Source organism: Arcticibacterium sp. SM2516 (assembly GCF_057914865.1).
Window position 1 is genome coordinate 2,760,657 of sequence record NZ_CP195290.1, and the last position, 25,742, is coordinate 2,786,398.

General features: G+C 39.0%; 25 protein-coding genes. 19 read left to right on the forward strand and 6 right to left on the reverse strand.

Going from position 1 to position 25,742, the window contains the following annotated elements:
* Window positions 1-179 precede the first annotated feature (179 nt).
* From ACSBFT_RS11435 to ACSBFT_RS11455, 5 genes are all read left to right on the forward strand, one after another.
* Entirely contained in the window at window positions 180-605 is a 426-nt protein-coding gene (locus tag ACSBFT_RS11435) for a Rieske (2Fe-2S) protein (protein ID WP_489604716.1), read from the forward strand.
* Window positions 606-628: 23 nt separating this feature from the next.
* The gene (locus tag ACSBFT_RS11440) at window positions 629-1,063 is read left to right on the forward strand and encodes a thioredoxin family protein (RefSeq protein WP_489604717.1); all 435 of its coding nucleotides are present in this window, start codon (window positions 629-631) and stop codon (window positions 1,061-1,063) included.
* Window positions 1,056-1,988 (forward strand): FAD:protein FMN transferase, encoded by a 933-nt coding sequence (locus tag ACSBFT_RS11445; RefSeq protein ID WP_489604718.1) that lies wholly within the window; start codon window positions 1,056-1,058, stop codon window positions 1,986-1,988. The genes ACSBFT_RS11440 and ACSBFT_RS11445 overlap by 8 nt, the downstream gene beginning before the upstream one ends.
* Before the next feature lie 28 nt (window positions 1,989-2,016).
* Window positions 2,017-2,232, forward strand: coding sequence for a DUF4266 domain-containing protein (locus ACSBFT_RS11450; protein ID WP_489604719.1), 216 nt, complete (start codon window positions 2,017-2,019; stop codon window positions 2,230-2,232).
* Window positions 2,233-2,295: 63 nt separating this feature from the next.
* Entirely contained in the window at window positions 2,296-3,495 is a 1,200-nt protein-coding gene (locus tag ACSBFT_RS11455; RefSeq protein ID WP_489604720.1) for a DUF3570 domain-containing protein, read from the forward strand.
* A 50-nt stretch (window positions 3,496-3,545) separates the two neighbouring features.
* Here the strand turns inward: ACSBFT_RS11455 and ACSBFT_RS11460 are convergent, their stop codons facing one another.
* Complete coding sequence (locus ACSBFT_RS11460) at window positions 3,546-3,974, reverse strand: DUF1761 domain-containing protein (protein WP_489604721.1); 429 nt, start codon at window positions 3,972-3,974, stop codon at window positions 3,546-3,548.
* Between the two features lie 397 nt (window positions 3,975-4,371).
* On the opposite strand from ACSBFT_RS11460, the gene ACSBFT_RS11465 reads away from it, so the two are divergent.
* The 3 genes from ACSBFT_RS11465 (at window position 4,372) to ACSBFT_RS11475 (ending at window position 8,424) form a co-directional block, all read left to right on the forward strand.
* Window positions 4,372-5,484, forward strand: a complete 1,113-nt coding sequence (locus ACSBFT_RS11465) for a cytochrome-c peroxidase (protein WP_489604722.1) — start codon at window positions 4,372-4,374, stop codon at window positions 5,482-5,484.
* A gap of 165 nt (window positions 5,485-5,649) precedes the next feature.
* The gene (locus ACSBFT_RS11470) at window positions 5,650-6,108 is read left to right on the forward strand and encodes a (2Fe-2S)-binding protein (protein WP_489604723.1); all 459 of its coding nucleotides are present in this window, start codon (window positions 5,650-5,652) and stop codon (window positions 6,106-6,108) included.
* 186 nt (window positions 6,109-6,294) lie between these two features.
* The gene (locus ACSBFT_RS11475; protein WP_489604724.1) at window positions 6,295-8,424 is read left to right on the forward strand and encodes a xanthine dehydrogenase family protein molybdopterin-binding subunit; all 2,130 of its coding nucleotides are present in this window, start codon (window positions 6,295-6,297) and stop codon (window positions 8,422-8,424) included.
* Window positions 8,425-8,549: 125 nt separating this feature from the next.
* Here ACSBFT_RS11475 and ACSBFT_RS11480 read toward each other — a convergent pair whose 3' ends face one another.
* Together ACSBFT_RS11480 and ACSBFT_RS11485 are read right to left on the reverse strand one after the other, a co-directional pair.
* Complete coding sequence (locus ACSBFT_RS11480) at window positions 8,550-9,638, reverse strand: Gfo/Idh/MocA family protein (RefSeq protein ID WP_489604725.1); 1,089 nt, start codon at window positions 9,636-9,638, stop codon at window positions 8,550-8,552.
* 10 nt (window positions 9,639-9,648) lie between these two features.
* Window positions 9,649-11,349 carry a GMC oxidoreductase gene (locus tag ACSBFT_RS11485; protein ID WP_489604726.1) on the reverse strand — a complete coding sequence of 567 codons (1,701 nt, stop codon included), beginning with the start codon at window positions 11,347-11,349 and terminating at the stop codon, window positions 9,649-9,651.
* A gap of 789 nt (window positions 11,350-12,138) precedes the next feature.
* On the opposite strand from ACSBFT_RS11485, the gene ACSBFT_RS11490 reads away from it, so the two are divergent.
* The 5 genes from ACSBFT_RS11490 (at window position 12,139) to ACSBFT_RS11510 (ending at window position 18,416) form a co-directional block, all read left to right on the forward strand.
* The gene (locus ACSBFT_RS11490) at window positions 12,139-13,569 is read left to right on the forward strand and encodes a CotH kinase family protein (protein ID WP_489604727.1); all 1,431 of its coding nucleotides are present in this window, start codon (window positions 12,139-12,141) and stop codon (window positions 13,567-13,569) included.
* Window positions 13,570-13,758: 189 nt separating this feature from the next.
* Window positions 13,759-14,391 carry a hypothetical protein gene (locus ACSBFT_RS11495; RefSeq protein WP_489604728.1) on the forward strand — a complete coding sequence of 211 codons (633 nt, stop codon included), beginning with the start codon at window positions 13,759-13,761 and terminating at the stop codon, window positions 14,389-14,391.
* 283 nt (window positions 14,392-14,674) lie between these two features.
* Window positions 14,675-16,390, forward strand: coding sequence for a purine-cytosine permease family protein (locus ACSBFT_RS11500; RefSeq protein WP_463047992.1), 1,716 nt, complete (start codon window positions 14,675-14,677; stop codon window positions 16,388-16,390).
* Window positions 16,391-16,411: 21 nt separating this feature from the next.
* Window positions 16,412-17,887: a mannitol dehydrogenase family protein gene (locus tag ACSBFT_RS11505; protein WP_489604729.1), complete on the forward strand. Its 1,476-nt coding sequence runs from the start codon at window positions 16,412-16,414 to the stop codon at window positions 17,885-17,887.
* A 262-nt stretch (window positions 17,888-18,149) separates the two neighbouring features.
* On the forward strand, window positions 18,150-18,416 hold the full coding sequence (locus tag ACSBFT_RS11510) for a hypothetical protein (RefSeq protein ID WP_489604730.1): 267 nt from the start codon (window positions 18,150-18,152) through the stop codon (window positions 18,414-18,416).
* Window positions 18,417-18,718: 302 nt separating this feature from the next.
* On the opposite strand, the gene ACSBFT_RS11515 is transcribed toward ACSBFT_RS11510, so the two are convergent.
* The 3 genes from ACSBFT_RS11515 to ACSBFT_RS11525 all read right to left on the reverse strand — a co-directional run bounded on the left by ACSBFT_RS11515 (window position 18,719) and on the right by ACSBFT_RS11525 (window position 20,453).
* Window positions 18,719-18,928 (reverse strand): hypothetical protein, encoded by a 210-nt coding sequence (locus ACSBFT_RS11515; RefSeq protein ID WP_463047989.1) that lies wholly within the window; start codon window positions 18,926-18,928, stop codon window positions 18,719-18,721.
* A gap of 117 nt (window positions 18,929-19,045) precedes the next feature.
* On the reverse strand, window positions 19,046-19,654 hold the full coding sequence (locus tag ACSBFT_RS11520; RefSeq protein WP_489604731.1) for a dihydrofolate reductase family protein: 609 nt from the start codon (window positions 19,652-19,654) through the stop codon (window positions 19,046-19,048).
* A 388-nt stretch (window positions 19,655-20,042) separates the two neighbouring features.
* Window positions 20,043-20,453, reverse strand: coding sequence for an SRPBCC domain-containing protein (locus ACSBFT_RS11525; RefSeq protein ID WP_489604732.1), 411 nt, complete (start codon window positions 20,451-20,453; stop codon window positions 20,043-20,045).
* A 386-nt stretch (window positions 20,454-20,839) separates the two neighbouring features.
* On the opposite strand from ACSBFT_RS11525, the gene ACSBFT_RS11530 reads away from it, so the two are divergent.
* The 6 genes from ACSBFT_RS11530 (at window position 20,840) to ACSBFT_RS11555 (ending at window position 25,732) form a co-directional block, all read left to right on the forward strand.
* Window positions 20,840-22,135 (forward strand): sulfatase-like hydrolase/transferase, encoded by a 1,296-nt coding sequence (locus ACSBFT_RS11530; RefSeq protein WP_489604733.1) that lies wholly within the window; start codon window positions 20,840-20,842, stop codon window positions 22,133-22,135.
* Between the two features lie 85 nt (window positions 22,136-22,220).
* The gene (locus ACSBFT_RS11535) at window positions 22,221-22,976 is read left to right on the forward strand and encodes a YHYH protein (protein ID WP_489604734.1); all 756 of its coding nucleotides are present in this window, start codon (window positions 22,221-22,223) and stop codon (window positions 22,974-22,976) included.
* Window positions 22,976-23,533 carry a toxin-antitoxin system YwqK family antitoxin gene (locus ACSBFT_RS11540; protein WP_489604735.1) on the forward strand — a complete coding sequence of 186 codons (558 nt, stop codon included), beginning with the start codon at window positions 22,976-22,978 and terminating at the stop codon, window positions 23,531-23,533. Before ACSBFT_RS11535 ends, ACSBFT_RS11540 begins: the two co-directional genes overlap by 1 nt.
* Entirely contained in the window at window positions 23,502-24,137 is a 636-nt protein-coding gene (locus ACSBFT_RS11545; protein WP_489604736.1) for an SCO family protein, read from the forward strand. Before ACSBFT_RS11540 ends, ACSBFT_RS11545 begins: the two co-directional genes overlap by 32 nt.
* A 431-nt stretch (window positions 24,138-24,568) precedes the next feature.
* Window positions 24,569-24,721 (forward strand): virulence RhuM family protein, encoded by a 153-nt coding sequence (locus ACSBFT_RS11550; RefSeq protein ID WP_489604737.1) that lies wholly within the window; start codon window positions 24,569-24,571, stop codon window positions 24,719-24,721.
* Window positions 24,722-24,913: 192 nt separating this feature from the next.
* Complete coding sequence (locus ACSBFT_RS11555) at window positions 24,914-25,732, forward strand: alpha/beta fold hydrolase (RefSeq protein ID WP_489604738.1); 819 nt, start codon at window positions 24,914-24,916, stop codon at window positions 25,730-25,732.
* The last annotated feature ends 10 nt before the right edge of the window (window positions 25,733-25,742 follow it).

Here is a 25,742-nt window from a genome sequence, read left to right on the forward strand (position 1 = left end):
TTTTTATTCAAATAGAATATACTCCCCACAAAACACGTTTTCATCATACCTTTTACCATCATTTGTCCAGAAACACCCAAAGCTATCGATTAGATTTTGACCTACATAGACTGCATTTGATTATACCCTTTCGTATTTAATACAAATGTCTTTTTACACTATCTAACCAAAACGCTATCATGGACAAAATCAAAAGAAATGAATTCTTAAAGAAATTAGGATTCAAAGGTTCGGCACTTTTTGCCATATACTGTACTGGTATATCTTGTTTACCTGCAGAAGTCTCCCCCGAACAAACCTCTCTTGGTGAATTTGCATTGTCCATAGATTTATCAGACAACACCAATAATGCATTACTTACGAATGGCGGCTACCTTGTGAGCAACGGCATTGTGATTGCTAATAATAATGGAACCTATATTGCCGCTACTCAAATATGTTCTCATGAGAACAAAAGAAAAATAATTTTTCTTAATGATGAATGGTATTGTACAGATCATGGGGCTAGATTCACTCCTTCAGGACAAGGCATAAATAAAGATGCATCAAAGGGCCTAGCGGTATATACCGTAAGCCAGTCTGGTCATGTTCTTAGTATTTCCTAAAAACCTCTTAAATATTCTATAAAATGAAAACCCTTCTGTCACTTTTCCTATTCATGAGTCTTATATTCCCAAGTTCTGACTGGGATAACAATTTAGAACTTGCCAAAGAAAAAGCTCAAACTGAAAACAAACTAATTCTTTTAAATTTCTCTGGTTCCGACTGGTGTGCTCCTTGCATCATGTTAAAAAAGCAAGTTTTCAGCTCTCCTGAATTCAACGCTTTTGCATCCGAAAGGCTGATTCTTTTAAGGGCAGATTTCCCAAGGCTTAAAAAGAATAAATTACCAGATGAAGATCTTAAAACAAATGAAGCCCTTGCTGATAAATATAATTCCGATGGCAATTTCCCATTTACTGTTTTGATAGATGCTAACGGTAATGTTATAAAATCCTGGAACGGATTTAATGGTAAAAATGAGGAATTCTTAGCCGAAATTATAGCCAGTAGCCATGAATAAGACCAACCATCATGTCTTAGTTGAAAAGCTGATGGGAAATCGCTTCGAGTTTTGTGTGGTTGAGGAAGACCCAAAAACGGCTCAAAAGTTACTTCAAGGAGCAGTTGCCGAAGTCAAAAGAATTGAAAACCTGTTTACAACTTTCAAAGAAAATTCTCAGACAAACTTAATCAATAAAAACGCTGGTTTAACACCAGTTAAAGTCGCCTCTGAAGTCTTTGACTTAATTGCTCGTTCCATAAAAATTTCTGAGCTAACGCAAGGAGCCTTTGACATTACTTATGGAGGTTTGGATAAATCACTTTGGAATTTTGACACGACCATGAAAAAACTTCCAAGTGAAAGCACAGCCTTAAGCATGGTTAGAAAAATCAATTTTCGAAATATTGAATTAAATCATTTTGAAAAAACTGTTTTCCTAAAAGAAGAGGGTATGCGAATAGGTTTTGGAGGAATCGGCAAAGGATATGCCGCAGATATGGCAAAAAAACTGCTCAAATCATCTGCTATAAAGTCGGGCTATGTGAATGCCTCTGGAGATTTAGTAACATGGGGAAAGCAAGCTGACGGAAACTTATGGAATATTGGACTTAGTAATCCTGACAATAGAGAGGACACTATTGGTACTTTAAATATTACTGACTTGGCTATTTCCACTTCTGGCGATTATGAAAAATATGCCATAATTGATGGCAAACGGTATTCGCATACCATAGACCCAAAAATTGGACTTCCTGTAACCGGAATTAAGAGTGTTTCTGTCATTGGACCCAACGCCGAACTGGCAGATGCCATGGCGACACCAATAATGGTTATGGGCGTGGAAACTGGGCTTAATTTAATAAATCAAATTAACCAATTAGAATGTATCATTATTGATAGTGAAAACAACGTTTTCACTTCTAAAAAACTCAAAATAGCATAAGCTCTAATCACCTTTAAAAACCATTAAAATGAAAATCAAACCATTATTAGGCATTGTGACATTGGCATTGCTGGGAACATCATGTGTATCTGTAAAAGAATATCAAAAAGGAAAAATCAATGATGCCGAAATGATATTATCAAGTAGAAAGTCAGAAAAATTTGAGCAGAGTTTTTATCTCTATAGAGAAGGACCCGCGGGTGCTAATGGCGGAAAAAGCGGTGGAGGATGCGGTTGTAACTAGTAACTCAATAATAAAGCATGGACTTACTAAAGTTATCAGATCCTTTAAAAACCTTTTCAAAAAATGAAAAAACTACTCATCGCAATCGGCTTATATTTTAGCCTCTATTTAGGAGCTCAAGGACAGACTTTGAAGAAATTCAAAGAAAATTCTAATAAGAACTACATCGTTAAAAATCTAAAATTAGAAGAAATAAATTTTGTAACCAGTTATTACCAACAGAATGGTAACCACGCTGCAGTTACTGGCGGAATCGGTACGGAAGCACTTTTAAACGTAGGAAACTCACTGGACGTTACGCTTTCATTAAAAGACAAAAAGGATAGAATACATTCTTTGAATGGTGTCTTAAATGTAGATGCTTATACTTCGGCTTCGTCTGATAACATTGACCCTGTCACTAATTCTGGGGCTTCTAGATCAGACCTTCACATTTACCCTTCGTTAACCTATTCTCAAAATAATCCAAACTCAGGAATCACTAAAAGTATTGGGGTTTCTGGTTCCTATGAATACGACTATACTTCCATTGGATTTAATGCTGGAATCTCTAAACTTTCTAAAGATAAAAACACTGAAATAAGCATTAAAGCGGGAGCATTTTTTGACCAATGGACGCTTATTTTACCCTATGAATTAAGAACCAACAATAGAGATGACAATGGCAAATCGCCAAGAAACTCTTATAACCTGGGTGTCACCTTATCGCAAGTGATCAATAAAAACTTACAAGTTCTATTAATGATAGACCCCTCTTTCCAAGATGGCCTATTGAGCACACCTTTCCATCGTGTATATTTCTCAGATGGCTCACTCTCCACGGAAAAACTACCAAGCCAGCGACTTAAATTACCTATAGGAGTAAGAGGTAGCTATTTTATTGGTGATAATACTATCCTTAGAGGATTTTACAGATACTATACGGACGACTGGGGCATGAAAGGCCATACAGCCAGTCTAGAAATACCTATTAAAATAACGCCATTCACATCTATTAGCCCATTCTATAGATTTAATAGACAGACTGCTATAGATTATTTCATTCCATATGGAGTAGCCGATGCCAACAGTATTTATCACAGCAGCGATTATGACATTTCAGGTTTTGATAGCCACTATATGGGTTTAGGTTTTAGAAAATCTACTCCTGGGGGCGTATTGGGAATAAAGCATTTGAACGCCATAGAGTTCAGAGCTGCCTACTATAAACGTAGTACCGGCTTATCGGCAGGAATTGCATCAATGATGCTCAAGATTAAATAAATTTGAGGGCTCCAATACCCTCAAATTCTCTTAAGTTAAATTACATTTCCTCAATTCATATAAATAATAATACCTGCTACCAGGAATAAAGACACTAAGGAGTAACCTACATTAATGAAAAACAACTTCCAAGAACGGTTTTCCCAAACTATAGCTCCTAAATGATAAGGCACATAAAAGCCCAAACATGTAAAAATGGCGGTGTTTAGTAGACTTGGAAACTTGCCCATTTCTGCCATACCTGGTACATAACCCCAAGCGGCTATATTGTGTGAAAGAACATAGGCCAAAAGGAAGTTTCCTATCACCATAAAAGCCATACCTTTAAACATGACTTTGGGGTCTGGTTTTTGAGACATATCCATACCCATTTCTTTGGCCCAAGCTTTACCAAAAAGAGGTGTATACCATAAGAAACCAAGAAAAAAATTTGCAACTACAGCGAGCAAAATCGCTAGCCAATTGATTTGAATTTCCATAAAATATGAGGTTAGGGTTTCTACTCTTTTGGATTTTCGAATACTCCCGTTTTTTATGGTTTCCGCTCCATATACTGATTAAATATAGATAAAATTCCATCGTTTATGAAAGACGATTTTATAAAAATTATGGGTTTACTTAGGAAAAACTTAGCATTTCGCTGGCTAGTTTAAGCTACATGTGGTCGGTCATATGTTTTGATCCAAGGCAAAACCTCCTTCTATGAAACCATCAATTTTATTTTAAAAGAAAATTGGTAAACGTTATATTGCCATAGATTTCTAAAGCCCTATGTATTTCTGAACAGTGATTCTAAAAAATGTCATTATATTCTTTCTGGGTCTCATGCTGTTCTCTCAGTGCTCTAACAGTAAGGCTGAAGAAAAATCCATAAAAGTGGAAAAGCTCCGCCAAAAGGAATTGCTTAATAGTCTTAATGTTTTTAATGCTTTGCCCCAGGAAATCATCGACCCTAAAAACAACCATAGCACTCCTGAAAAGATAGCATTGGGAAAACTCCTTTTTTATGACCCTATTTTATCTGGAGATAAAGACGTGGCTTGTGCCACATGCCACCATCCTCAAAATGGTTATGCGGAATTTAGAGATCTATCTATAGGCGTAAACGGCAAGGGTTTTGGCAGTAAACGTACTTTTAAGCAGCCAAATACTATACCTTTCGTAAAAAGGAATGCTCATACCATACTTAACACGGCCTATAATGGTATCAATACAAAAAACTATTACTTGCCAGAAGAGGCTCCTATGTTTTGGGATTTAAGGTCAAAGAGTTTAGAAGAGCAAGCTATACTTCCCATCAAAACCTATGAAGAAATGCGAGGCATTCATTTTTCGGAAGATGGAATCTTAGTAGAAATAGTAAAACGACTGAATCGTATTCCAGCATATACTTCGTTATTCAAAGCAGCTTTTGATGAGCCTGACCCCATTACAGAAAAAAACATTGGTAAGGCGATCGCGGCTTTTGAAAGAACCCTGGTAGCTACCAATTCCAGATTTGACCAATTTATGCGTGGCGACCCAAATGCCATTTCCCTTTCAGAGAAAGAGGGATTTGAAACCTTTAAAGAGGTGGGATGCGGCAACTGCCACAATGGCCCCATGTTCTCAGACTTTAAAGCCCATACCTTGGGAATACCCAAAAACGAGAAACTTATAGCTTTTGACAGTGGCATTGACAGCACCTATGCTTTCCGAACCGCTACTTTAAGAAACCTGAGATTCACCGCTCCTTATATGCATAATGGCAGTTTCAGTAATTTAAAAGATGTTTTAGAATTCTATGAAGACATAGCCGACGGTAAAGAAACACATGAAAAAGTAGGACAAGCCCAAATGGACACCTTAGTAGGTAATTTAAGAATAAAAGTGAAAGACATGGCTCCTATTATTTCCTTTTTGAACGCACTTAACGACCCAAATTTTGACAAAGAAGTACCTGTGAAGGTACCTAGTGGCTTACCTGTTGGAGGTGAAATTGACTTATAGCCAGCGATGCAACATTTTCTCTTAAAACGTTTCTATAATAGCTACACCTAGGCCAGTTTCATCCTTAGGCTTAAGTCTTTTAATCTTAAGTATGCTCGGCTAATTTTTTGCATTCAATTTTAAACCGTGTAAATTGTATTACCATCTCAATCCTTTAAATGTCATATGGCAGAAATAAAACTAAAAATTAACGGTCAAAGCTATCAAACGGAAATTGACCCTAGCACTCCCTTACTATGGTATTTGCGTGAACACGCCAACCTAGTAGGCACGAAATACGGATGCGGCATTGCTCAATGCGGAGCTTGTACCGTGCATATGGACGGCAACCCCATTCGCTCCTGTGTGATGCCAATATCTGCTGTGGCAGATGCAGAAATCACCACTATAGAAGGACTTTCAGAAAACGGAGATCACCCTGTTCAGGAAGCATGGAACGAGTTAGATGTACCGCAATGTGGCTATTGCCAAGCTGGTCAGATGATGACCGCTTCTGCTCTTTTAAGAGATAATAAAAAACCAAGCGATGAAGAAATTGAAGCGACCATGTCTGCACATATCTGCAGATGCGGAACCTATCACAGAATTCATAAAGCTGTGAAATTGGCTGGGAGTAAAATGTAGCGTCGAGTACCTCGGCTACTAGTTCGAGTACTACCGCTTCGAGATCCTGACTCCGAGTCCTTGTTTGCAGACAGAAAGTCTCAGTTAAAGAATTTCCGTTGACGGAAGTACTCCAAGTCAGCAGTTGAACGAAAGCATCTAATTCCAATTTTTATCTCTGCTGAAAGGCAGGCAAAAAACAGAAAAATGAACAACAAAAATACAAGAAGAGATTTCCTGAAGTCGGCCTCTATTCTTACTGGAGGGCTGGTGATAGGATTTAACACGATAAATAAAGCCATTGCGGCAGAGGTGGTTAGTCCATCCGCCATAGGACAGGAGTTTAATGCTTTTTTGAGCATAGCTCCAAACGGCAAAATCACCATCTATTCACCCAATCCTGAGATTGGACAGGGCATAAAAACTGCCTTTCCTGTGATAGTGGCAGAAGAATTAGATGTTGATTTTAAAACCGTAGAGGTGGTACAAGCCAACTTCTCCGATAAATTTGACCGCCAACTTACAGGTGGTAGTGGTGCCATCAAACACTCTTGGGATAGATTAAGAACTGCGGGTGCCACCGCCAGAGAACTTCTTAAAGAAGCTGCAGCCAATAAATGGGGCCTAGCAAGTAGCACCTTGAAAACCGAAAATGGTTTTGTAATAAGCGAATACGGAAAAAGATTAAGCTACGGTGATCTGGTAGAAGATGCCACAAAACTAACACCACCTAAAGATGTTCCTTTAAGAGATGCCAAAGATTACAAACAAATAGGTGGCTGGCATGCCGGAGTAGACAACGCCGACTTGTTGGTAGGAAAACCGCTTTATGGCATAGATTTCAAAAAGGAAGGCATGGTGAATGCTCAAATACAGCGACCAACCGCCTTTGGTCTTAAACTGAAATCCTTTGATGCCACGGAAGCTCTAAAAATGCCCGGCATTATAGACGTGGTTTCTTTTAATAATAACGTGGCCATTGTAGGAAAAACCACTTGGGAGATCATGCAGGCTCGTAAAAAAGTGGTCATTAACTACGAACAAGATGGCGATCTAGAAAGCTCAGCCGACCATAATCGTATTTTCACTGCTCAGATGAAAGATCCTAATAGTGGCTCTGTGATGCGAAAAAATGGCGACCCAGAAGCAGCTTTTGCGGCAGCTGATAAAGTCATAGAAAAGGAATACCAATGCCCGTTTCTGTCACACAGCCCTATGGAGCCTATGAATTTTTACGCCAACGTAAAAGCCGATGGTACGGTGGAACTGGCTGGTCCAACCCAAACACCTGGAAGAGCGGTAGGTTCTATCTCAAAACTTTTAGACATTCCTCAGGAAAAAATCTCTTTAGAACTCACGAAAATGGGTGGTGGTTTTGGTCGTAGACTAGACGATGGCTACGCTGTAGAAGCAGCACATCTTTCTAGCATTATTAAAATGCCAGTAAAAGTGACTTGGACTAAAGAAGATGACATTACAGGTGGATATTACAGACCAGCCGTAAGGTATAGATTTAAAGCCGCCATAAAAGATGGCAAAATAACGGGGTATGCTTTAAAAGGCGTAGGTATGAACACCGGAAACTGTACCCGTCAAGACAACTTCCCGGCCGGTGCCATTGACAATTTATTGATTGAATCTGTAGATTATAAATCGCCCATTACCACAGGACCGTGGAGAGCACCTATCACTAACTTTTTAGCTTACGCAGAACAATCTTTCTTAGACGAAGTGGCTACCTCGCTTGGAAAAGACCCTGTAAAAATGAGATTAGAGCTACTAGATAGAGTTATAAAAGACCCCGTGGGTCAAATCACCTATGAACCAGAAAGATTCAAAGTAGCCATAGAAATGGCGGCAGAGAAATCTCAATGGGGAAAGAAAAAAGGTGTTTCTCAAGGCTTTAGTGTGTATTTCTCACATAACTCCTATGTCGCACAGGTAGCAGAGATGAAAACGGTAAAAGGAAAACCAACGCTCACCAAAGTTTATGCCGTGACAGATTGTGGTATAGTTATCAATCAGTCTGGGGCACAAAACCAGATATACGGTGCCATAGTGGATGGAATAGGCCATGCCATGTATGGAAAACTCAGTTTCACCAAAGGTGAGCCAGACCAAAAGAATTATGACACCTATAGGCTTATTAGAATGAACGAAATTCCTGAAGTGGAAGCGTTTTTTGTGGACAATGGAAAATCACCTACAGGACTGGGCGAACCCGCTCTACCACCTACAGGCGGAGCCATAGCCAATGCCATAGCTGCAGCCACAGGAAAACGTCTTTATAGCCAGCCGTTTAATGAGGCAGACAAGGCCGTGGAGAGTTATATGTAGGACTATTAAATGTAAAGTGTTTGATATTATTATTTTTTTGAAATCCTGCCCTTCTGGGCAGGATTTCTTTGTTCAAACCAAGCTTATACAGCTATAGGCTAAAGAATGGAAAGAGATTAGGGCTACTATCCCTCCCTCTTTTTCCAAAGTTTATAAGGTTTGTCAACATCGGTATGAAATGGCAGGAACACTTTCTTATTCGTTCCAGCCGATTCGTAAGCGGCAAAAATCAATTCTAAAACCGCTTTTCCATCTTCACCAGTCACTAAAGGGGTTTTGTCGTTTTTTACGCAGTCCACAAAATGGGCCATCTCCTGAGGAAAACCGTAATTCCAAATCTCTTCGTACATGGTAAAACTCCAGCCTACCGTGTTACCTGCCTTTTCTACGGCATATTCTACGCCTTTGGTACTGTAAGTCTGAATGGAGTTTCCCTGCAGCACATCGGCATAGGCTACCCCTTCTGAGCCATGGATTTCGGCTTTATCATCCATACCGCCTAATTTGGTCCAACTTTCTTCTGCTAATCCAATGACACCATTCTCAAATTCCAAAATAATAATGGCATTATCGTCACCTATCGTTTTATCGGTATGTACGCTCGTGCTCATTTGAGCATAAACAGATTTCACTGGGTTGTTTTTATTAAGCCATCTAAAGAATTGCAAGGCATGGCATCCCATATCCATAGTAACACCTCCGCCAGATCTTTCCACATCCCAAAAATGATCGGCGTGTGGGCCATCGTGCTTTTCAGACTGCTTTAATAAAACGGGTCTGCCCAGTGCACCTTCATCTAACAAGGCTTTCATTCTCACATATTTGGGCGTAAAGCAGAGCTCTTCTGCATACATCAGTTTCACTTCCGCTTTTTTACAGGCTTCTATCATGATATCAGCTTCAGCCAGGCTTACGCATAATGGTTTCTCTACCACCACATGCTTTCCAGCTTTAGCAGCTTTTACAGTAATATCACAATGCAAGTTATTTGGGGCACCAATCACTATCATATCTATTTCATCCATGGCTAAAAGCTCATCGATGTTTGTAAAGTGATTTGGTATGCCATGGCTTTCAGCAAAAGCCTTTGCGTTTCCTATGGTCGGAGACATCACCGCTATAATTTCTGCATCAGCCACCGTTTTTAATGATTCCACATGAATGGTGGATATAAACTGCGAACCTATAATTCCAATACCTATTTTTTTATTCATTTTCTATTCTTTATAAATTTCCGTTTTTAAATTCTTCTACTGCAAAAGCAGCTGCTCGGGCCGTTAATGCCATGTAAAGTATCGAAGGGCTTTGGTTTCCTGTGCTGGTCATGCAGGCACCGTCTGTCACGAAAACATTTTTACATAAATGCAATTGATTCCATTCATTCAGTAAAGAATCTTCGGTATTCTTCCCCATTCTTACGCCACCCATTTCATGAATATCAAGGCCCGGTGGTTGTTTATTATCTTCTACATGTATGTTTGTACAGCCCACTTTTTCTAGCATTTCTTTGCTTTGTATTAGAAAATCCGCTACCATTTTGTCATCGTTTTCATCATAATCTACATCCGTCACTAATAGGGGAATACCCCATTGGTCTTTTTGGTCTTTACTCAGATAAACGCGATTGGTTTCTTTTGGGATGGTTTCTCCTTGCATATACATGTACACCCGCCAATCGCCTGGTTCAGATAATGCCTCTTTATAGGCCGCACCAAACTGTTCTTGGCTATCGTCCAATTTGTTTTTTCTTTTGCGATAAGCTCCTGAAAAAGTGGTATAACCTCCCACAAAATCCATATCCTTCTCTTTCAAGTTTCTAAAATTGGCTAAAATAGGTTCAGACGGATTTCTTCCGAAATAGTATTTATCTTTAAAACCCTCCATTTTTCCACCCGAATGCCCTCTATAGATATGGAAACAAATAAATTTACCCAATAAACCATTATCATTCCCCAGTCCATTTGGAAAACGTTTTGAGATGGAGTTCAGTAATATCAAATTGGTATTAAGAGCAGATGCATTCACAAAAATGATGCGAGCTTTGAAAATCATTTCCGCTTTAGTTTCAGCATCTATCACCTTTACACCGGAGGCTTTTCCAGTGACTTCGTCATAAATGATGGAATGCACCACAGAGAATGGGCGAATAGTCAAATTTCCTGTTTTATCGGCCCAAGGTAATGTAGAAGAAACGGAGCTAAAATACCCTCCGTAAGGGCAACCCCTCATACATAAATTACGTGCTTGGCACTTCCCACGTCCTTGCTCTAAATGTATTTCCTTAGGTTCACTTAATTGAGCCCAGCGACCTTGCACCAAATGTCTGTCTGGGTAATGTTCCTTAATTTTATCGCTAACATGTTGTTCTACACAATTGAATTCAAAGGGAGGCAAAAACTCACCATCTGGCATGGCTTCAATACCGTCTTTATGCCCACAAACGCCCACAAATTTCTCTACATGCGAATACCACGGAGCTATATCTTCATAGCCTATGGGCCATTCTATTCCATACCCATATTTATGCGGTGCTTTAAATTCGTTATCGCTCCATCGCTGGCATGCTCGCCCCCACGTTAAAGACTTCCCTCCTACCTGATAGCCTCTAATCCAATCAAAGGGCTTTTCTTGTACATAGGGATGATCTGCATCCTCAATAAAAAAATGAGCGGTATCTGCTCCAAAACCGGAGGCTTTTGTAATTAAGGGATTTTCATCTACAAAGGCTTTACTCATACCTCCTCTATATTTAAAGTCCCAGGGTGCTTTGGTGGCGGTGGGGTAATCTTTCAAATGCTCCACATTTCGCCCTCTTTCCAGTACCAATGTCTTAAGTCCTTTCTCGCATAATTCCTTGGCAGCCCAGCCGCCAGAAATCCCAGAACCTATGACAATGGCATCATAAGAATCTTCTATATCTTTCATCAGTTGTTACAATAGGGTTAATACCACAATATAATGGCTTAAAATTCCATTCACCAGAAAGACGGGTTTCAAAAGCAATAATTAGCCAAAAAGGGTTGATTTATAAAAACTCAAAAACATACCCAATTTACCTAAGCGTATTCCAATTCCTAGCATTAATTCTCAAATAATATAGCTAAATAAATGAACAAAATACAGAGGCATGTGCTATGGTGGAGTGTAACATAAAATAGCCTATCTTAAATATGCAAAACAGCCCTGATTATAAACCATTGTTAATTTGACAAACTATGCTATCGTAAGGAGAATAGAAATTATTACAGCCTAATAAAATAACCAATCTGGTCATCATTTTAACATCAATTCAAAAAACTGCCTAAATACATGTTTCCAAAAAGCACAGGAAACCCCATCTTTTCAGTTTGTTTTGTGGTTAAGGGGCAATGAAGATTATAAATAAAATCGAGCATATCATCTTCCCATTTTTTAGAAGCCTCAACCTTATTATGTTCAAACATCTCGAAATGGTGCGTTTAAATATCGCAATCTAAAACACTTATAATAAACCAAATTCACAACAAACCACTACTTTCAGAAGGTAAACCTATTGCTTTAAAAACAAGAACAACAGCCATTGTTATAAGTTTAAAGAACTAATCAAGACTACTTTCAAAGACCACAAGGCTCAACCAGAGCTTTAGTATGAACAAATATATTTCGGCCAAGCCGCAAGTTTTTCATAGCAAGCGTATCTAAAGAAAACCTACGAATCAATTAAAGAAAAACAATATGAAGTTCAATAAAATCCTGCTCTCCATCTTTGCCCCTCTAGTCTTTTTAATCATGGGCTCTACTGTATTTTTGGCTTGCTCAGAAAGCAAAACCTTGGTAGATCCAGATGTAGAGGTAGTGGATGAAGTATTTGATGATACCGCTTTTGACGCCATCGACTGGACCGACCAAACCCACAGTAAATCTGGTGACCCAGACTACGACATGGTTTTCAATGACAACGAAGTTCAACGTATCGATATCGTTATAACAAAAAACAGATGGAACAGCATGTTGACCGACATGACCAGTAAATATGGCTCTTTTGGAGGCTCTGGAGGTGGCGGCGGACCAGCAAACTCATCTATTGAAAATCCGATATTTGTACCTGCCGAAGTATTTTATAATGGCAAAGAATGGTATCGCGTTGGGGTTAGATTTAAAGGTAACTCTAGCCTACAGTCTACCTGGAGAAGTGGAAACCTGAAATTATCTTTCAAACTGGATTTTGATGAGTTTGAGGACGAATACCCACAAATTAACAATCAGCGTTTTAATGGATTCAAGAAATTGAGCCTTAAAAACAACTATAACGACAGCTCTTTTATGAGAGAGAAAGTAGCTGGCGATGTTTTCAGAAATGCCGGTTTGGCTGGAGCACATACGGCCTTCTATGCGGTTTATGTGGATAATGGTGATGGTCCTACCTACTTCGGTCTTTACACCATGGTGGAAGAAATAGGTGACACCGTGATAGATGACCAGTTTTCTTCTGATAAGGGAAATTTATATGAACCAGACGGAGACGCTGCCAGTTTTGCCAGCGGTTCTTATGACATCAGCGAATTAGCGAAAGAAAACAACGAGGACGAGGCTGACTTTACAGACATAAAAGCTCTTTACGACATTATAAACGACGGCTCAAGAACATCAAACGCCGCCGCTTGGAGAACGAAGCTAGAAAGTGTTTTTGATACAGACGTATTCCTGAAATATTTGGCGGTTAACACCACCATCCAAAACTGGGATACCTACGGCAGAATGACGCATAATTACTATTTATATAACAACCCTGACAATCATTTATTGACATGGATACCTTGGGATAATAACGAGGCTCTTCAAAACGGAAACCAACAAGGTTCTTTAAGTCTCAATTTTTCAAACCTTTCCACTAATCAGTGGCCTATTATAGGTTATCTATATCAGCAAGACGTTTACAAAGCTAAATATGATGCCTACTTGAAAGAGGTGATAAACGGAGCTTTTGAGCCAACGGCCATACAAAGTTTATATAGCCAGTATCAAACGCTCTTAGAACCATATGCTACCACAGAGCGTCAAGGATATACCTTCTTAAGAAACTCTTCAGAATTCAGTACGGCGGTGAACACCTTAAAAGCACATGTCCAAAGTAGAAAAACAGCAGTGGAAGCTTATCTAAAATAAGACCTGTAAAAGTTCTCTTTTCGTTCAAAGAATCCTGCCATTTTGGTGGGATTCTTCGTAGTTTAGCCCCCGAGAAAGACCAAATATTAAATAGTTGCTTCCGGTAATCTTCATATTTATCCGACGGAATGTCTATAAAGAGCTATGGAACATAAGGTCTATTCGAATATTAAGGACGAATAAAAACCTATGAAAAAAATAGTACCCTATAAAAGCATTGATGAAGCTATTCTTTCGCTGGATAATGGAGGGCGTTTTTACAACATTTTAACCAGAGCGGAAGATGGCATCATATCTGAATCTGAACTCGGAAAAATAGCAGGGCTATTTAATGATAAGCAACAAATGATTCTGTTTTTGGAGATATCCATCTCAAAATTGGATGAAGAAAAAAGAAACACCATTCTTTCCAAACTAGAAGAAGGGCTGAAACAGACTTATTTAAAATACAAGCCCTTCCAATTACTACCCTCTGAAGCCCAATCGAAAGGAAGAATAGGCTCCAACTGCATTATAACTGGCGTCCCAAAACTAACCGAATCCAAAAGTGAATTTATTGGATTCATAATGGTTCCTGTTTCTACTGGAGAAGTAAGCACTTTTTCCATGATTCCATTAATAGATTTGTACGACGTGTATGAATTAAGAGACGATGCCTCTGATGATAGCTTTCTTATTGCACATGCTAAAGGCGAGAACAGGCTTCCGAATAGAAAGATAAAAGTTGCTGGGGTATTGAAAGAATTAAAATCAGATGAAGAAGAAGTGGTGGCTTCTAAAAAATTCCTTGAAGCCGTTTACCATTTAGAAACTTATTGGTAATCCTAAGCAAGTTGGTCGCTGTATAATAAAATTTAAGAGCGTTTATGATGTACACAAAGTCATCTTATAAGCTTTATTTCATACTTAAATGGCTATTCCTTTTAATTTTAATACTATCTTGGCCGCATAATTATGTCATAAAAATCAAGGTTCAGTCTTATTTGGCCTCTCATTCTTAAAACGATTTGATGAAGTATTTCACAGAATCCGACGAATTTACCGCTCTGACCTTAACCTATTTTAAACAAACCTCTACCTAAAAAAAAACGATTTCTCCTCGCTTATGAAAGAAAAAAACAACTTTCACGAATTTGACAAAATAGACGAGGAACAGCTGCCTGTTCCAAAACACAAACTCCATGATTGGACACATTTTGCAGGATTATATGCTGCTGAACATGTAGCTGCCACAGAATTTGTCATAGGGGCCACGTTTGTAGCTTTAGGAGCCAAAACCATGGATATCATCTTGGGTTTGCTCATTGGTAATGTTTTGGCGGTATTAAGCTGGACATTGATTACTGCTCCTATAGCTGTAGATACACGTCTTAGCCTCTACACTTACCTCAATAAGATTGCGGGTAATTCCATGTCTAAGCTTTATAATTGGGCCAACGTCTTAATTTTTACCGTAATATCTGCCGCTATGGTGACGGTTTCTGCCACTGCAGTTCGCTTCGCTTTTGATATTCCTGCTCAGTTAAATTGGTATCCTACCAATGTGTGGTTTGTACTCATCGTAATTCTGGTGGGTTTATTCGTAGTTGCAGTTGCTATTTATGGTTTTGATGCCGTTACTGAGTTTTCAGGTATATGTGCCCCATGGCTTTTCACTATGTTTGCCAGTGGTGCATTGGTCTTATTACCGGCTTTATCTTTAGATGTTTTAGGAAAAACACTTCCTGGCAGTTGGGCCGACTTATTGAGTATCGGAGACCAATCTATATGGACAGGTGTAGATAGTCAAGGCGAACCTGGTATAGGATTAATGCAAGTTATTGGCTTTGGCTGGGCGGCCAATACCATTACCCATTTTGGATTGATAGATATGGCATTGCTGCGTTATGCCAAAAAGAAATCCTACGGCTTAGCCACAAGCACAGGAATGATGTTTGGTCACTTTGTTGCTTGGATAGCCGCTGGAATTATGGGTGCTGGTGCCGCCGTAATTTTAGGAAAATCTATTTTAGAACTAGACCCAGGAGATGTCGCTTATTATGCTTTAGGTTGGTCCGGGTTCGTTATTGTGATTGTGGCAGGCTGGACCACCGCCATCACCAATCTTTATAGAGCAGGCTTGGCAGCACAGGCTATTTTTATCAATAGATCTAGAAGAACCACCACATTGGCGGTAGGTACAGCCATGGTCATCATTGGTTGTTTTCCATTTGTGTTTTCCCAAATTTTACCATTATTAACCTACGCAGGATTATTGGTAGTACCCGTTGGAGGTATCGTTTTTGCGGAACATCAAATTTTCCCAAAAATTGGATATACCAGATATTGGTCTAAATATCAGGATTATACGAAAAGTATGCCAGCCATTGCCTCATGGATTCTAGGCCTCATCTTTGGCTTTGGTTTGAATATGCTGGACGTGATGTCTTTCTACTACCTGTTTATTCCTACTTGGATTTTTACCATCATCGTCTACACCCTATTGGCGGGTAAATATGGAGCCAAAGCAAAGTTTCCTGAAGCAGTAGCCGAGGAAAAAGCCTTCAATGAAAACGTGGACCTTTATCACCAAGATATGGCCAGTAATGAGCCTCATACGATAAAAGACAAGTCCGTTTTCTCAAAAGTGTTGAGCATAACTGCCTTAACGTCCTTGGCAGTCACTTTAGTTTTAGCAGGCAATGTGCTATTTGGAAGTCAAGACGAAAGTTTATACATCTCCAATCGTGAAATATTCTACTTCTATGGCTTTATATGCACCTTGGTTTACTTCATAACGGCATATTGGGCAATGAAAAGAGGTAAAATGACAACAGTTTAAATTTGTTTAGAAAGAAATAAAATGGTATTAAATCAAGAAAATCTCGCTAGTTTCTCATCTCAAATTTCTTGTCCTACTTATGACAGGAAAAAACTTAAAACAGGCATAGTTCATGTTGGTGTTGGTGGTTTTCACCGTTCTCACCAAGCCTATTATATCCATCAGTTATTGGAAAAACATAATACCCTAGATTGGGGTATTTGTGGCGTAGGTTTACGCGAAGGCGACAGAAACATAGCCCAAGTTCTTAAGAAGCAAGATTACCTGTATACGCTTATTGTGCAGCACCCTAGCGGTGAAGTCAACACGGAAGTCATAGGATCAATGAATGATTTTATTTTGGCTGTGGACACACCCAATTTGGTGATTGATAAGATGGCCCATGCCGACACTAAAATTGTTTCACTGACCATTACAGAGGGGGGGTATAATTTTAACCCAAGCAATGGTGAATTTGATTTTGAAAACCCTGATATACAGCAGGAAATACAAAACCCAGATAAGCCTAAAACTATTTTTGGCTACCTAACTGCGGCATTGAAAAAACGAAAAGAAGCAAGACTGCCTGCTTTTACAGTTTTATCTTGTGATAATATTCAGCATAATGGCGACATGGCTGCCAAAATGCTATTGGCTTTTGCCCAAAAGCAAGATGCTGAACTAGCAGCATGGATAGAAGAAAACGTAAGTTTTCCAAATACCATGGTAGACCGAATTACGCCAGTAACGACCTCCACAGAAATAAATTACCTAAAGGAAACTTATAATCTAGAAGATGAATGGCCTGTAGTATGTGAGCCGTTTATTCAATGGGTGGTGGAAGATAAATTTGCAAACGGAAGACCTCCGCTAGAAAAAGTAGGCGTTCAGTTTGTACCAGACGTGAGCCCGTATGAAACCATGAAGATTCGGCTTTTAAATGCTGGGCATTCAGTTTTAGGCATTACAGGAGCTATACATGGTCATGCTACCATTAACGTGTGTATGGAAGATGCGGCATTTGCAAAGTTTATGCGTCAATACATGGACCAAGAGGTTACTCCTGTTTTAGGCACTATAGCCGGCATGGATTTGGAAAAATACAAAGACAGCTTGGAAGAGCGTTTTGCCAATCCTAATATCAAAGACAGTGTAGGGCGAATCTGTTCCGAAAGTTCTGCCAAGCTTCCTAAGTTTTTGATTCCTACCCTTCAAGAAAATTTAGCAAGTGGAGGAAGCATTGATTTTGCCACCTTTGTTTTGGCGGCATGGTGTTATTATAGCGACAAAGGCATCAATGAAAAGAATGAACCACTAGAAATCATTGATTTCCTTAAAGCGGAATTGCATCAAGCTGCAAGTAGCGGAGATGATGATAAACTAGCATTCTTGAAGCTTACAGAGTTATTCGATAACCTTATTGACAACAAACGTTTTGTGAGCAAATACAAGGAGTACATTCGCAGCATTTATAAGGAAGGTGATATTAAGAAGTTGATAGAGGGCTTGGCTGCTTAGATGTTAGTTTTCTTTCTGCAATAGAAGAAATTTCATTGCCGAGAGGGCCGATGAGTCCCTCTGAATAGGATAGAAAAAATAATTCGTTTGGCCTTTTTTTGGGGACACTTAGAAATCCTGCCCTTTTGGGTGGGATTTTTTTGTTGTATTGACCGAATAATAAATTTCCATATGATAGACACAAAAAAAAGACACTTTGCTTTAACTTGGTGAAAACTATCCAAATGACTCCTAATAATTATCCATCCAAATAACCTTCGCCATGAAAAGAAAAAAATATTTAATCTTAACGGTTTCAATGATCTTATTGTGCTCACTATTAGCTTGTGCCCCAGAAGGTCACTCGAGTAAAGAATATGGCTTTTTCGGTGGTATACTTCATGGTTTATGCTTCCCTTTCGCCATACTGGGGAAAATATTTGGAAGAGATGTAGGAATCTATGCAGAAAACAACACTGGCTTCTTCTATTGGATAGGCTATGTAGTTGGACTAAGCGGCCTAGGCGGAGGAGCATCCGCTAGAAGATAGTATTAAGCGGTTTAATAATTCAGAGACTCTCGTTCGTTTGATGTTCAAAACTATATACTGCTCTGACAGGACCGGTGTGGTGATAAAAAGCCTCTGGCTTTAACAAAATGCTCCTTTCCCAAGCCGCTACGGCGACTCTAAATTCTATTAGAAAAGATTTTTATACTCGCCAAAACTATACGCATGAGCACATAATTGAGCCACTGAATTGATACGTATATCCATTTTTGCTAAAATGCGGTCAGGAACTTTTAATAGTTTTTTTGTGCAAATACCTTATGATGTATACTTTATATTCGGAGTCAATCCAAAACAGCACATTGATAACTGTTCGAAGTTAGAATGTCTTTAATGGTTTCCGTAGAAATATTATTTCCCTCCACTCTCAAAATTCTATCGCAATCCTCTAAGTCAAAATTTATTTTGTATGTAGGAAAATACTCAGCCAGCTTAAGTAAAAGCATTTTTGCTTCTCTTTTTCGCTCCACATTTGTTTTAAATACTTCCACCATTTTAAGTAGCAAATAGTTTATTCTGATTTTCCTTTAATAGTTGCATAAATAGCCATGTATGGCCTATGGCTGACGAGTCTTTTATTTTTGCTTATGATTTTCATCCTTTCAAAAACTTTAAACCGTTTCATTTAAACCAATTGTACCTGTTTTTACTTTTCCAGCCCGCTCATAACTCACAAGAATAACTCCCTTAGTGGTCACCACACTCTCCGTTAATTTAAATGCTGCTGGGATAGGCCCATCACCAAATATTTTTTTTCCTTTTCCGAGTGTTAACGGGTGAATTTTGAGTCTAAGTTCGTCTACCAGATCATTCTTAAATAACAGTTGAATAAGCTGGCTACTGCCCCAAACTTGAATGTCAGCACCTTCTGATTTTTTGAGTTTTTCAATATCCGCAAGACTGTTTATAAAAACCGTATTCTTCCAGTCCGACTTTTCCCTTGTTTGGGACATCACATATTTGGTACCCTCATTGATGCCTGGCCAAAAGCCCGCATTCGCTGGCCAAAAGTTTTCCCAAATCTCAAATGTTTTTCTACCCAAAAGATACGCCGCAGGTTGCCCTAACTCTTTTTCCACCACTTTACCATAAATTTCATCATCATAGGGAGCAACCCAACCGCCATATTCGAAACCGCCGGAAGTATCTTCCTCAGGTCCACCACCACCCTGCAATACGCCATCTAATGTAATCATGGATAAGACTATGATTTTTCTCATTTGTTAGTCGTTCTTATGTAATTGAGTAAGCCGTTATTTCTGTGTAAGGTCGTCAAAAAGCATCTTCTAAAGGACGTTTGCTTTGCCATCGGCTGAAAGTATTGTGTAACAAGGTTTCATTGCTTCGTCGCCACTACTATGGAGACCAGCATTTCCTAGAATAAGTCCTTTTTCTCGCACAATCAGCAGCCATAATTATAAGACCTTCATTTATAAGTGTGGCGTGTAAAATACTATCTTTCATTTTTGCTGGCATCTTATCTGACCTAGAAGGTTCGCCTATAATTTGAAACGTGAGTTCACTGCTTCAACATTCCATGTAAAATGTCATTGCTTTATGGCCGTTTCCTTTGAAGCTTAAGTAGGAATTGATGTTTATATTTAAATATTAATTGGCCTCCGTGTAAGCTTTAAAATTGTTCAGAATCGCTTGCCAACCACTCTTTTGCATCTCAATTGGGTTTTCACTTTCGGGGTCAAAAACAACAATTATTTCCGTTTGTTTATCTAAATCTTTGAATTCAACAGCTACTGTTCTACCTTCAAAAGAATAAGAAAAGCTTTCTCCCATTTTTATGTCATCGTAAATGGCTTTAAAATCAAAACCAAAACTTCCATCTTTAGCTTCCATTCTGGCGAGGTATGTTCCTCCTACTTTCATGTCGTTGCTTGCCATGGGACAGTGCCAGCTTGGGTCAGCAAAATTCCATTTTGTAATTTGCTCAGGATTGGTGTAGTAATCCCAAACTTTATTTGTGGCTCCATTTATAGTCGCAGATACCGTTATTTTGTTCCTCATTTGAATGATTTCTTAGTTTAACGATACAAAGATGCGGTACTAAATTGAAAGTTAAGAATAGTGATAACGACAACTTAGGGGGTTGATTACGACAAACCTATTTTCTAGGTCTGCTCCTGAAAAATGTATCCATTCTTGTTCCTGAATCCTGCGTGATACACGCCAACGTTGACCCGCAGTATTCGTTTACTACCATAAATCGGTTCTTAGCCCTGTCCTGGAAAAAAACCTTTCCAAGGTGTCATTGGTTGGCTTTTACAAGGAAGTAAAACTGAAATATGGGATCATACAGCGGAACAGAAAAGCTTATGATAAGTAGAAAATCACGAAGCCCGTTAAACCTATACAGAGAAATTCAGTCTGAGCAAGGAATCAATTTCCTTTAAATGCTATTTCGATATATCCTTTCCGCTCTATTTTCGGCAATTTTCTTATTAAAATGCAATAAAGATGCTCCTAAAGCCACTACAGAGCATATATCTTCAAGACCCAATATCTTACTGCTCATAGCAGACGATATGGGAAAAGATGCCTCTTTCGGTTTTTCTGAAGGCAGTATTAAACCGAACACGCCGAATTTGAATAACTTAAAAAACGCAGGCCTAAGCTTTAGTAATTTGTGGGTAAACCCCACCTGCTCCCCTACAAGGGCATCTTTACTAACTGGCAAATATGGCTACCGCACAGGCGTAAAATGGGCGGGCGACCTCCTTTCCGAGTCTGAAACGGTTTTACAAAACTATATCAATGAACAAACCAATAATGCCTATGCCACAGCAGTGGTGGGCAAATGGCATTTATCGGGAAATACTCCAAACATCAACCCAGAACTATTTGGCATAGATTATTTCTCAGGAATAGCCAGCGGAACAGTAGCAGATTACTATAACTGGACCCTCAGTGAAGATGGCTCTTCTTCTATACAAACAGCATATTCGACAGCATACCTCACAGATTTGGGTATTGACTGGATAGGGCAACAAGAAAAACCATGGTTTATGTGGATGGCCTATAATGCCCCGCACATTCCTTTTCATACCCCTCCTAGCCATATGCATTCACAAGGAACGCTGCCAGAATTCAAGAACGGCATGGATGGCACGCCTTATTATATGGCAGCTATAGAAGCCATGGATTTCCAAATAGGTAGACTGATAGCGGCTATTCCGCGAGAGGAGCGAGATAACACCATCATCATTTTTCTGGGCGATAATGGAACACCGAATCAAGTCGCTCAATTTCCCTATTCCACTCGGACAGCTAAGGGCACATTATATCAAGGGGGTATTAATACACCCTTGTATATTAGCGGAAGTGGTGTTAGCCGAACAGGCATGGACGATAACCTCATTTGTGGCACCGACCTCTTTGCCACCATTGCAAATTTGGCAGGAACAGAAGTCACAGAAATAAATGACAGCAAAAGCTTCGCCTCTTTATTGTCTTCCTCTAGCACCATCCGAAACTTTCAATATTCTGAAATGAATGATGGAAGAACGGATGGCTGGGCTATTCGCAACAAAACCTATAAACTCATCACAAACGCCAACGGAAATAAAGAAATGTATGATCTCATGAGCGACCCATACGAAACCATGGATTTATTATCAGGAACACCGAATAGCACACATTTAGCTGCAAAAACAGCCTTAGAAAATGAATTACGACAAATAAGGAAGTAACGTTTCACGAAAAAAAACGGTCACTTGCTTTAAACCTAAGCCTAGAATTAACGTCTTATTAACCTATTTAAAAATCTCTTTGAAAATGAAATTCAATAAAAGCTACCGCTATCTAGCCATACTCTTTTTTTTCACCTTTATGAACTGCAGTAAAGATGCAGATACCCCTGCAAAACCAGATTCCAGTTTAGATGTTCCTGCGGTATATTCTAAAATTTATGGAGCTACCAGCGTTACAAGTGACGGCACTTATGTAACGATTAAAACAATCGGCACGCCAGACCATAAAAGCGTTTATTACCCGAGCTCTAGTGCTTTATTCGAAAACTTTAGCGGCACCACATTTGAAGGATATACTTTCAAGAAAAACCCAAATACCATTGCTACGTTTGATTATTCTTTTAAAATCCCAATAAAGCCTGTCGTAGCCACCAATCATGCTGCCACACCATTAGGAGCCATTGGTGTTTCGCTAAACGGCGTTCCTTTTTTTAATCAATACGCTGGCCCAAATCAGCCACTTACAGATGAATTTCAAAGTTTTGATAAATATTGGGGGCACCCTACCGCTAACGGAACCTTCCATTATCACATAGAGCCGCTTTATTTAACCACCGTAACAGCAAGCAAATCTGCCTTACTTGGTTTTCTATTAGATGGTTTTCCAGTTTACGGGCCAGAAGAAAACGGTTTAGCAGTGACTGGTTTAGACCAATTTCATGGTCATGCCCATGCCACGGCAGATTACCCTGACGGCATTTATCATTATCATGTAACCAACTCTGCTCCATACATCAATGGAAATGGATTTTATGGAAAGCCAGGAACGGTAACGCAATAATGAGATACTATTATTTAAGTGCCGTAGTGCTTTTGCTTTATGCTTGTAAAACAGATATTCCCGATTCCTATATTCTGAAATCTAGGGTTACTAATGCGGACAATTTCCTTTATCTGAATGACAAAAAATACTCGGGCTACGTCTACGAATTACATCCAACAACTGGCGATACGCTTCTTTTGGAAGGTTATCTAAATGGTTTGAAAGAGGGCACTGCAAAGAAATGGTATGACGATAAAAGTTTAATGGAAGTCCGTCATTACGCTAAAGGTGCAAAAAATGGACAGCAAGTAGCCTTCTTTGAAAATGGCAATAAACGTTTTGAATATACCGCCAAAAACGACGCCTACGAGGGTGAAATGAAGGAATGGAATAATGCGGGACTGCTCATTCATTTGGCTCATTATACCAACGGACAAGAGGAAGGCACGCAAAAACTATGGTATGATAACGGAAAAATCAGGGCCAATTATGTAATTATGGACGGTAAGAGATTTGGATTATTAGGAACAAAAAATTGTGTCAATGTATCGGATAGCATTTTTATTAGTAAGTAGTATTTGGCTTTTAGGCTGTCATGAAAAAGAGACAGAAGGCTTAGCCTTGCCGTATTATAACGACCCTACTTTTACGCCAGTCTTTGTAAATGAAACTTCAGATGTGTCAACGGAAATCACGCATACCATTTCAGATTTTCAATTCCTAAATCAGGACAGTGTTTTGATTGACCAAAGTATCATTCAAGATAAAATTCATGTGGCCAATTTCATCTTCACTTCCTGTGGCAGCATCTGCCCTACCATGACCGAGCATATGAAAATGGTGAGTGACAAATTTAAAGACCTCGTGCTATTATCCTACTCCGTTACGCCTTGGATAGACACGCCAAGTGTTTTAAAGGCCTACAAGGAAAGTAATTACATAGATAACAAAAACTGGCAATTCCTTACCGGTTCACAAGCTGACATTTACGATTTAGCCAGAAAATCCTATTATGCCGAAGAGGATATTGGCTTCAGCAAAGACAGCACTGACTTTTTACATACGGAGCACTTTATTCTGGTAGACAAAACCAAAAGAATCCGTGGAATTTATAATGGCACTTTGGCTTTTGAGATGGAGCAGCTGATTGAGGATATTAATACCTTATTAGCGGAGTAAGCTTAGATTTGCTTTTACCTTCTCCAGAGATAAAAAACAAAATGCATTCCGACATACCCCAGCGGTGTATAAGGTAAATAGAAAAGGGTGCAACCCGTCTTATTAAAGCTATGCCAATAAAGCATTTGGCGGAACTTTTGGCCATTAAAAGCCAAAATTGTGACAAATATTTTAAGGGATGATTAGCAGTTTATGAATCAGTGGTGATTATAGATTTTTATATCAAACTCTCTCTAGTTAAAAATTGAATTATATCGACTTGCCCGCCCATTTTGGGTGGATTTTGTTGTGCGTAATGACCGAATAATCAATAAATGAGGTTTTGGGTGTTTTTGTTATGGAAGAGGCTAATTTTAATTCTTGCCGAATGGCATTTTGTAAGCTATTGCTACTTTTGATAAAGTAAATCCTTATTTTCTGAAAACATTTTTATGAGAGACATAATCATTTACAACACTCAGGACGGCAGAGCTGCGGTGTCTCTTTATGCCAAAGATGGTGTGGTTTGGATGAATCAAAAACAAATTGCAGAACTTTTTGACACCTCTATTCCTAACATCAGTATGAATATAGCCATTATGTAAACCGCCATACGCAAATTCAGAAACACTTTATTTTACGGTAAAAGGGTGCTGTTTAAGTAAAGCTTTCGCTTAATTGTTTTGCTTTTAGTATGTTATCCCTAATCTCCCAAAAGAGGCATGAAGATTTAAGTGAAAATGTGGATTAAAGTGATAGTAGATTGGATAGTTTTACGGCATTAAACTTTTAAAAAGATGAGTAAGCTCTTTGCTATTATTTTCTGTTTAACTCTTTTATTGGCATGTAAAACTGCACAAGTCACGCCTGAGAATTTTACAACTTTAACTGTGGACTTAGGTACGCATAAACTGGCAAGTTTTTCCATCATAAATAATACGAAATACTTAATCGTATTCGATTCTGGATTAGGGGATAGCCATGTTATTTGGCATCAAAAAAAGCTGCCCACTGCCATAAGTGCCACTGAAGACGTATTGCTATATGACAGAGCAGGTTATGGCGACTCTGAAAAAGCCACAATGCCAAGGAATATTGCGAAACTAAGCGAAGAGCTAGGTAGTGTTATTGATAAATTTGCAGAAGGCAGAAAGGTTATATTGGTTGGGCATTCCATAGCTGGAATGATTATTAGAGATTATGCCATCAAGAACCCTTCAAAAACAGCTGGACTTTTATTCATAGACCCTTCACATGAAGCTTATAATAATCCTACTCAAGCTGAGGAAGATTTAATTTATAATACGTTTTTGAAAAGCTTTGGAGAAGGTTCTGGAGCCGTAATGGAAGCCAGAGAGTTAAAAGAAGATTCAGAATATATGAGGTCTTTGCCTAGTTTGCCAAACGTCCCCACGATAGTATTGACCAGTATGAAAGTGGACGCTTCACATAATGCTGCAGACAGGCAAAAATGGTATGATGCTCAGCATTTACTAAAAACGGGTTTAACAGATTTTTCGCATATCACCACCACCAAAGCTGGGCATTATATCTTTATGGATGAACCTGATTTAGTTTTGGATAATCTTAAAACACTCATTTCAAAACTGCCTTAATGAACTTGTC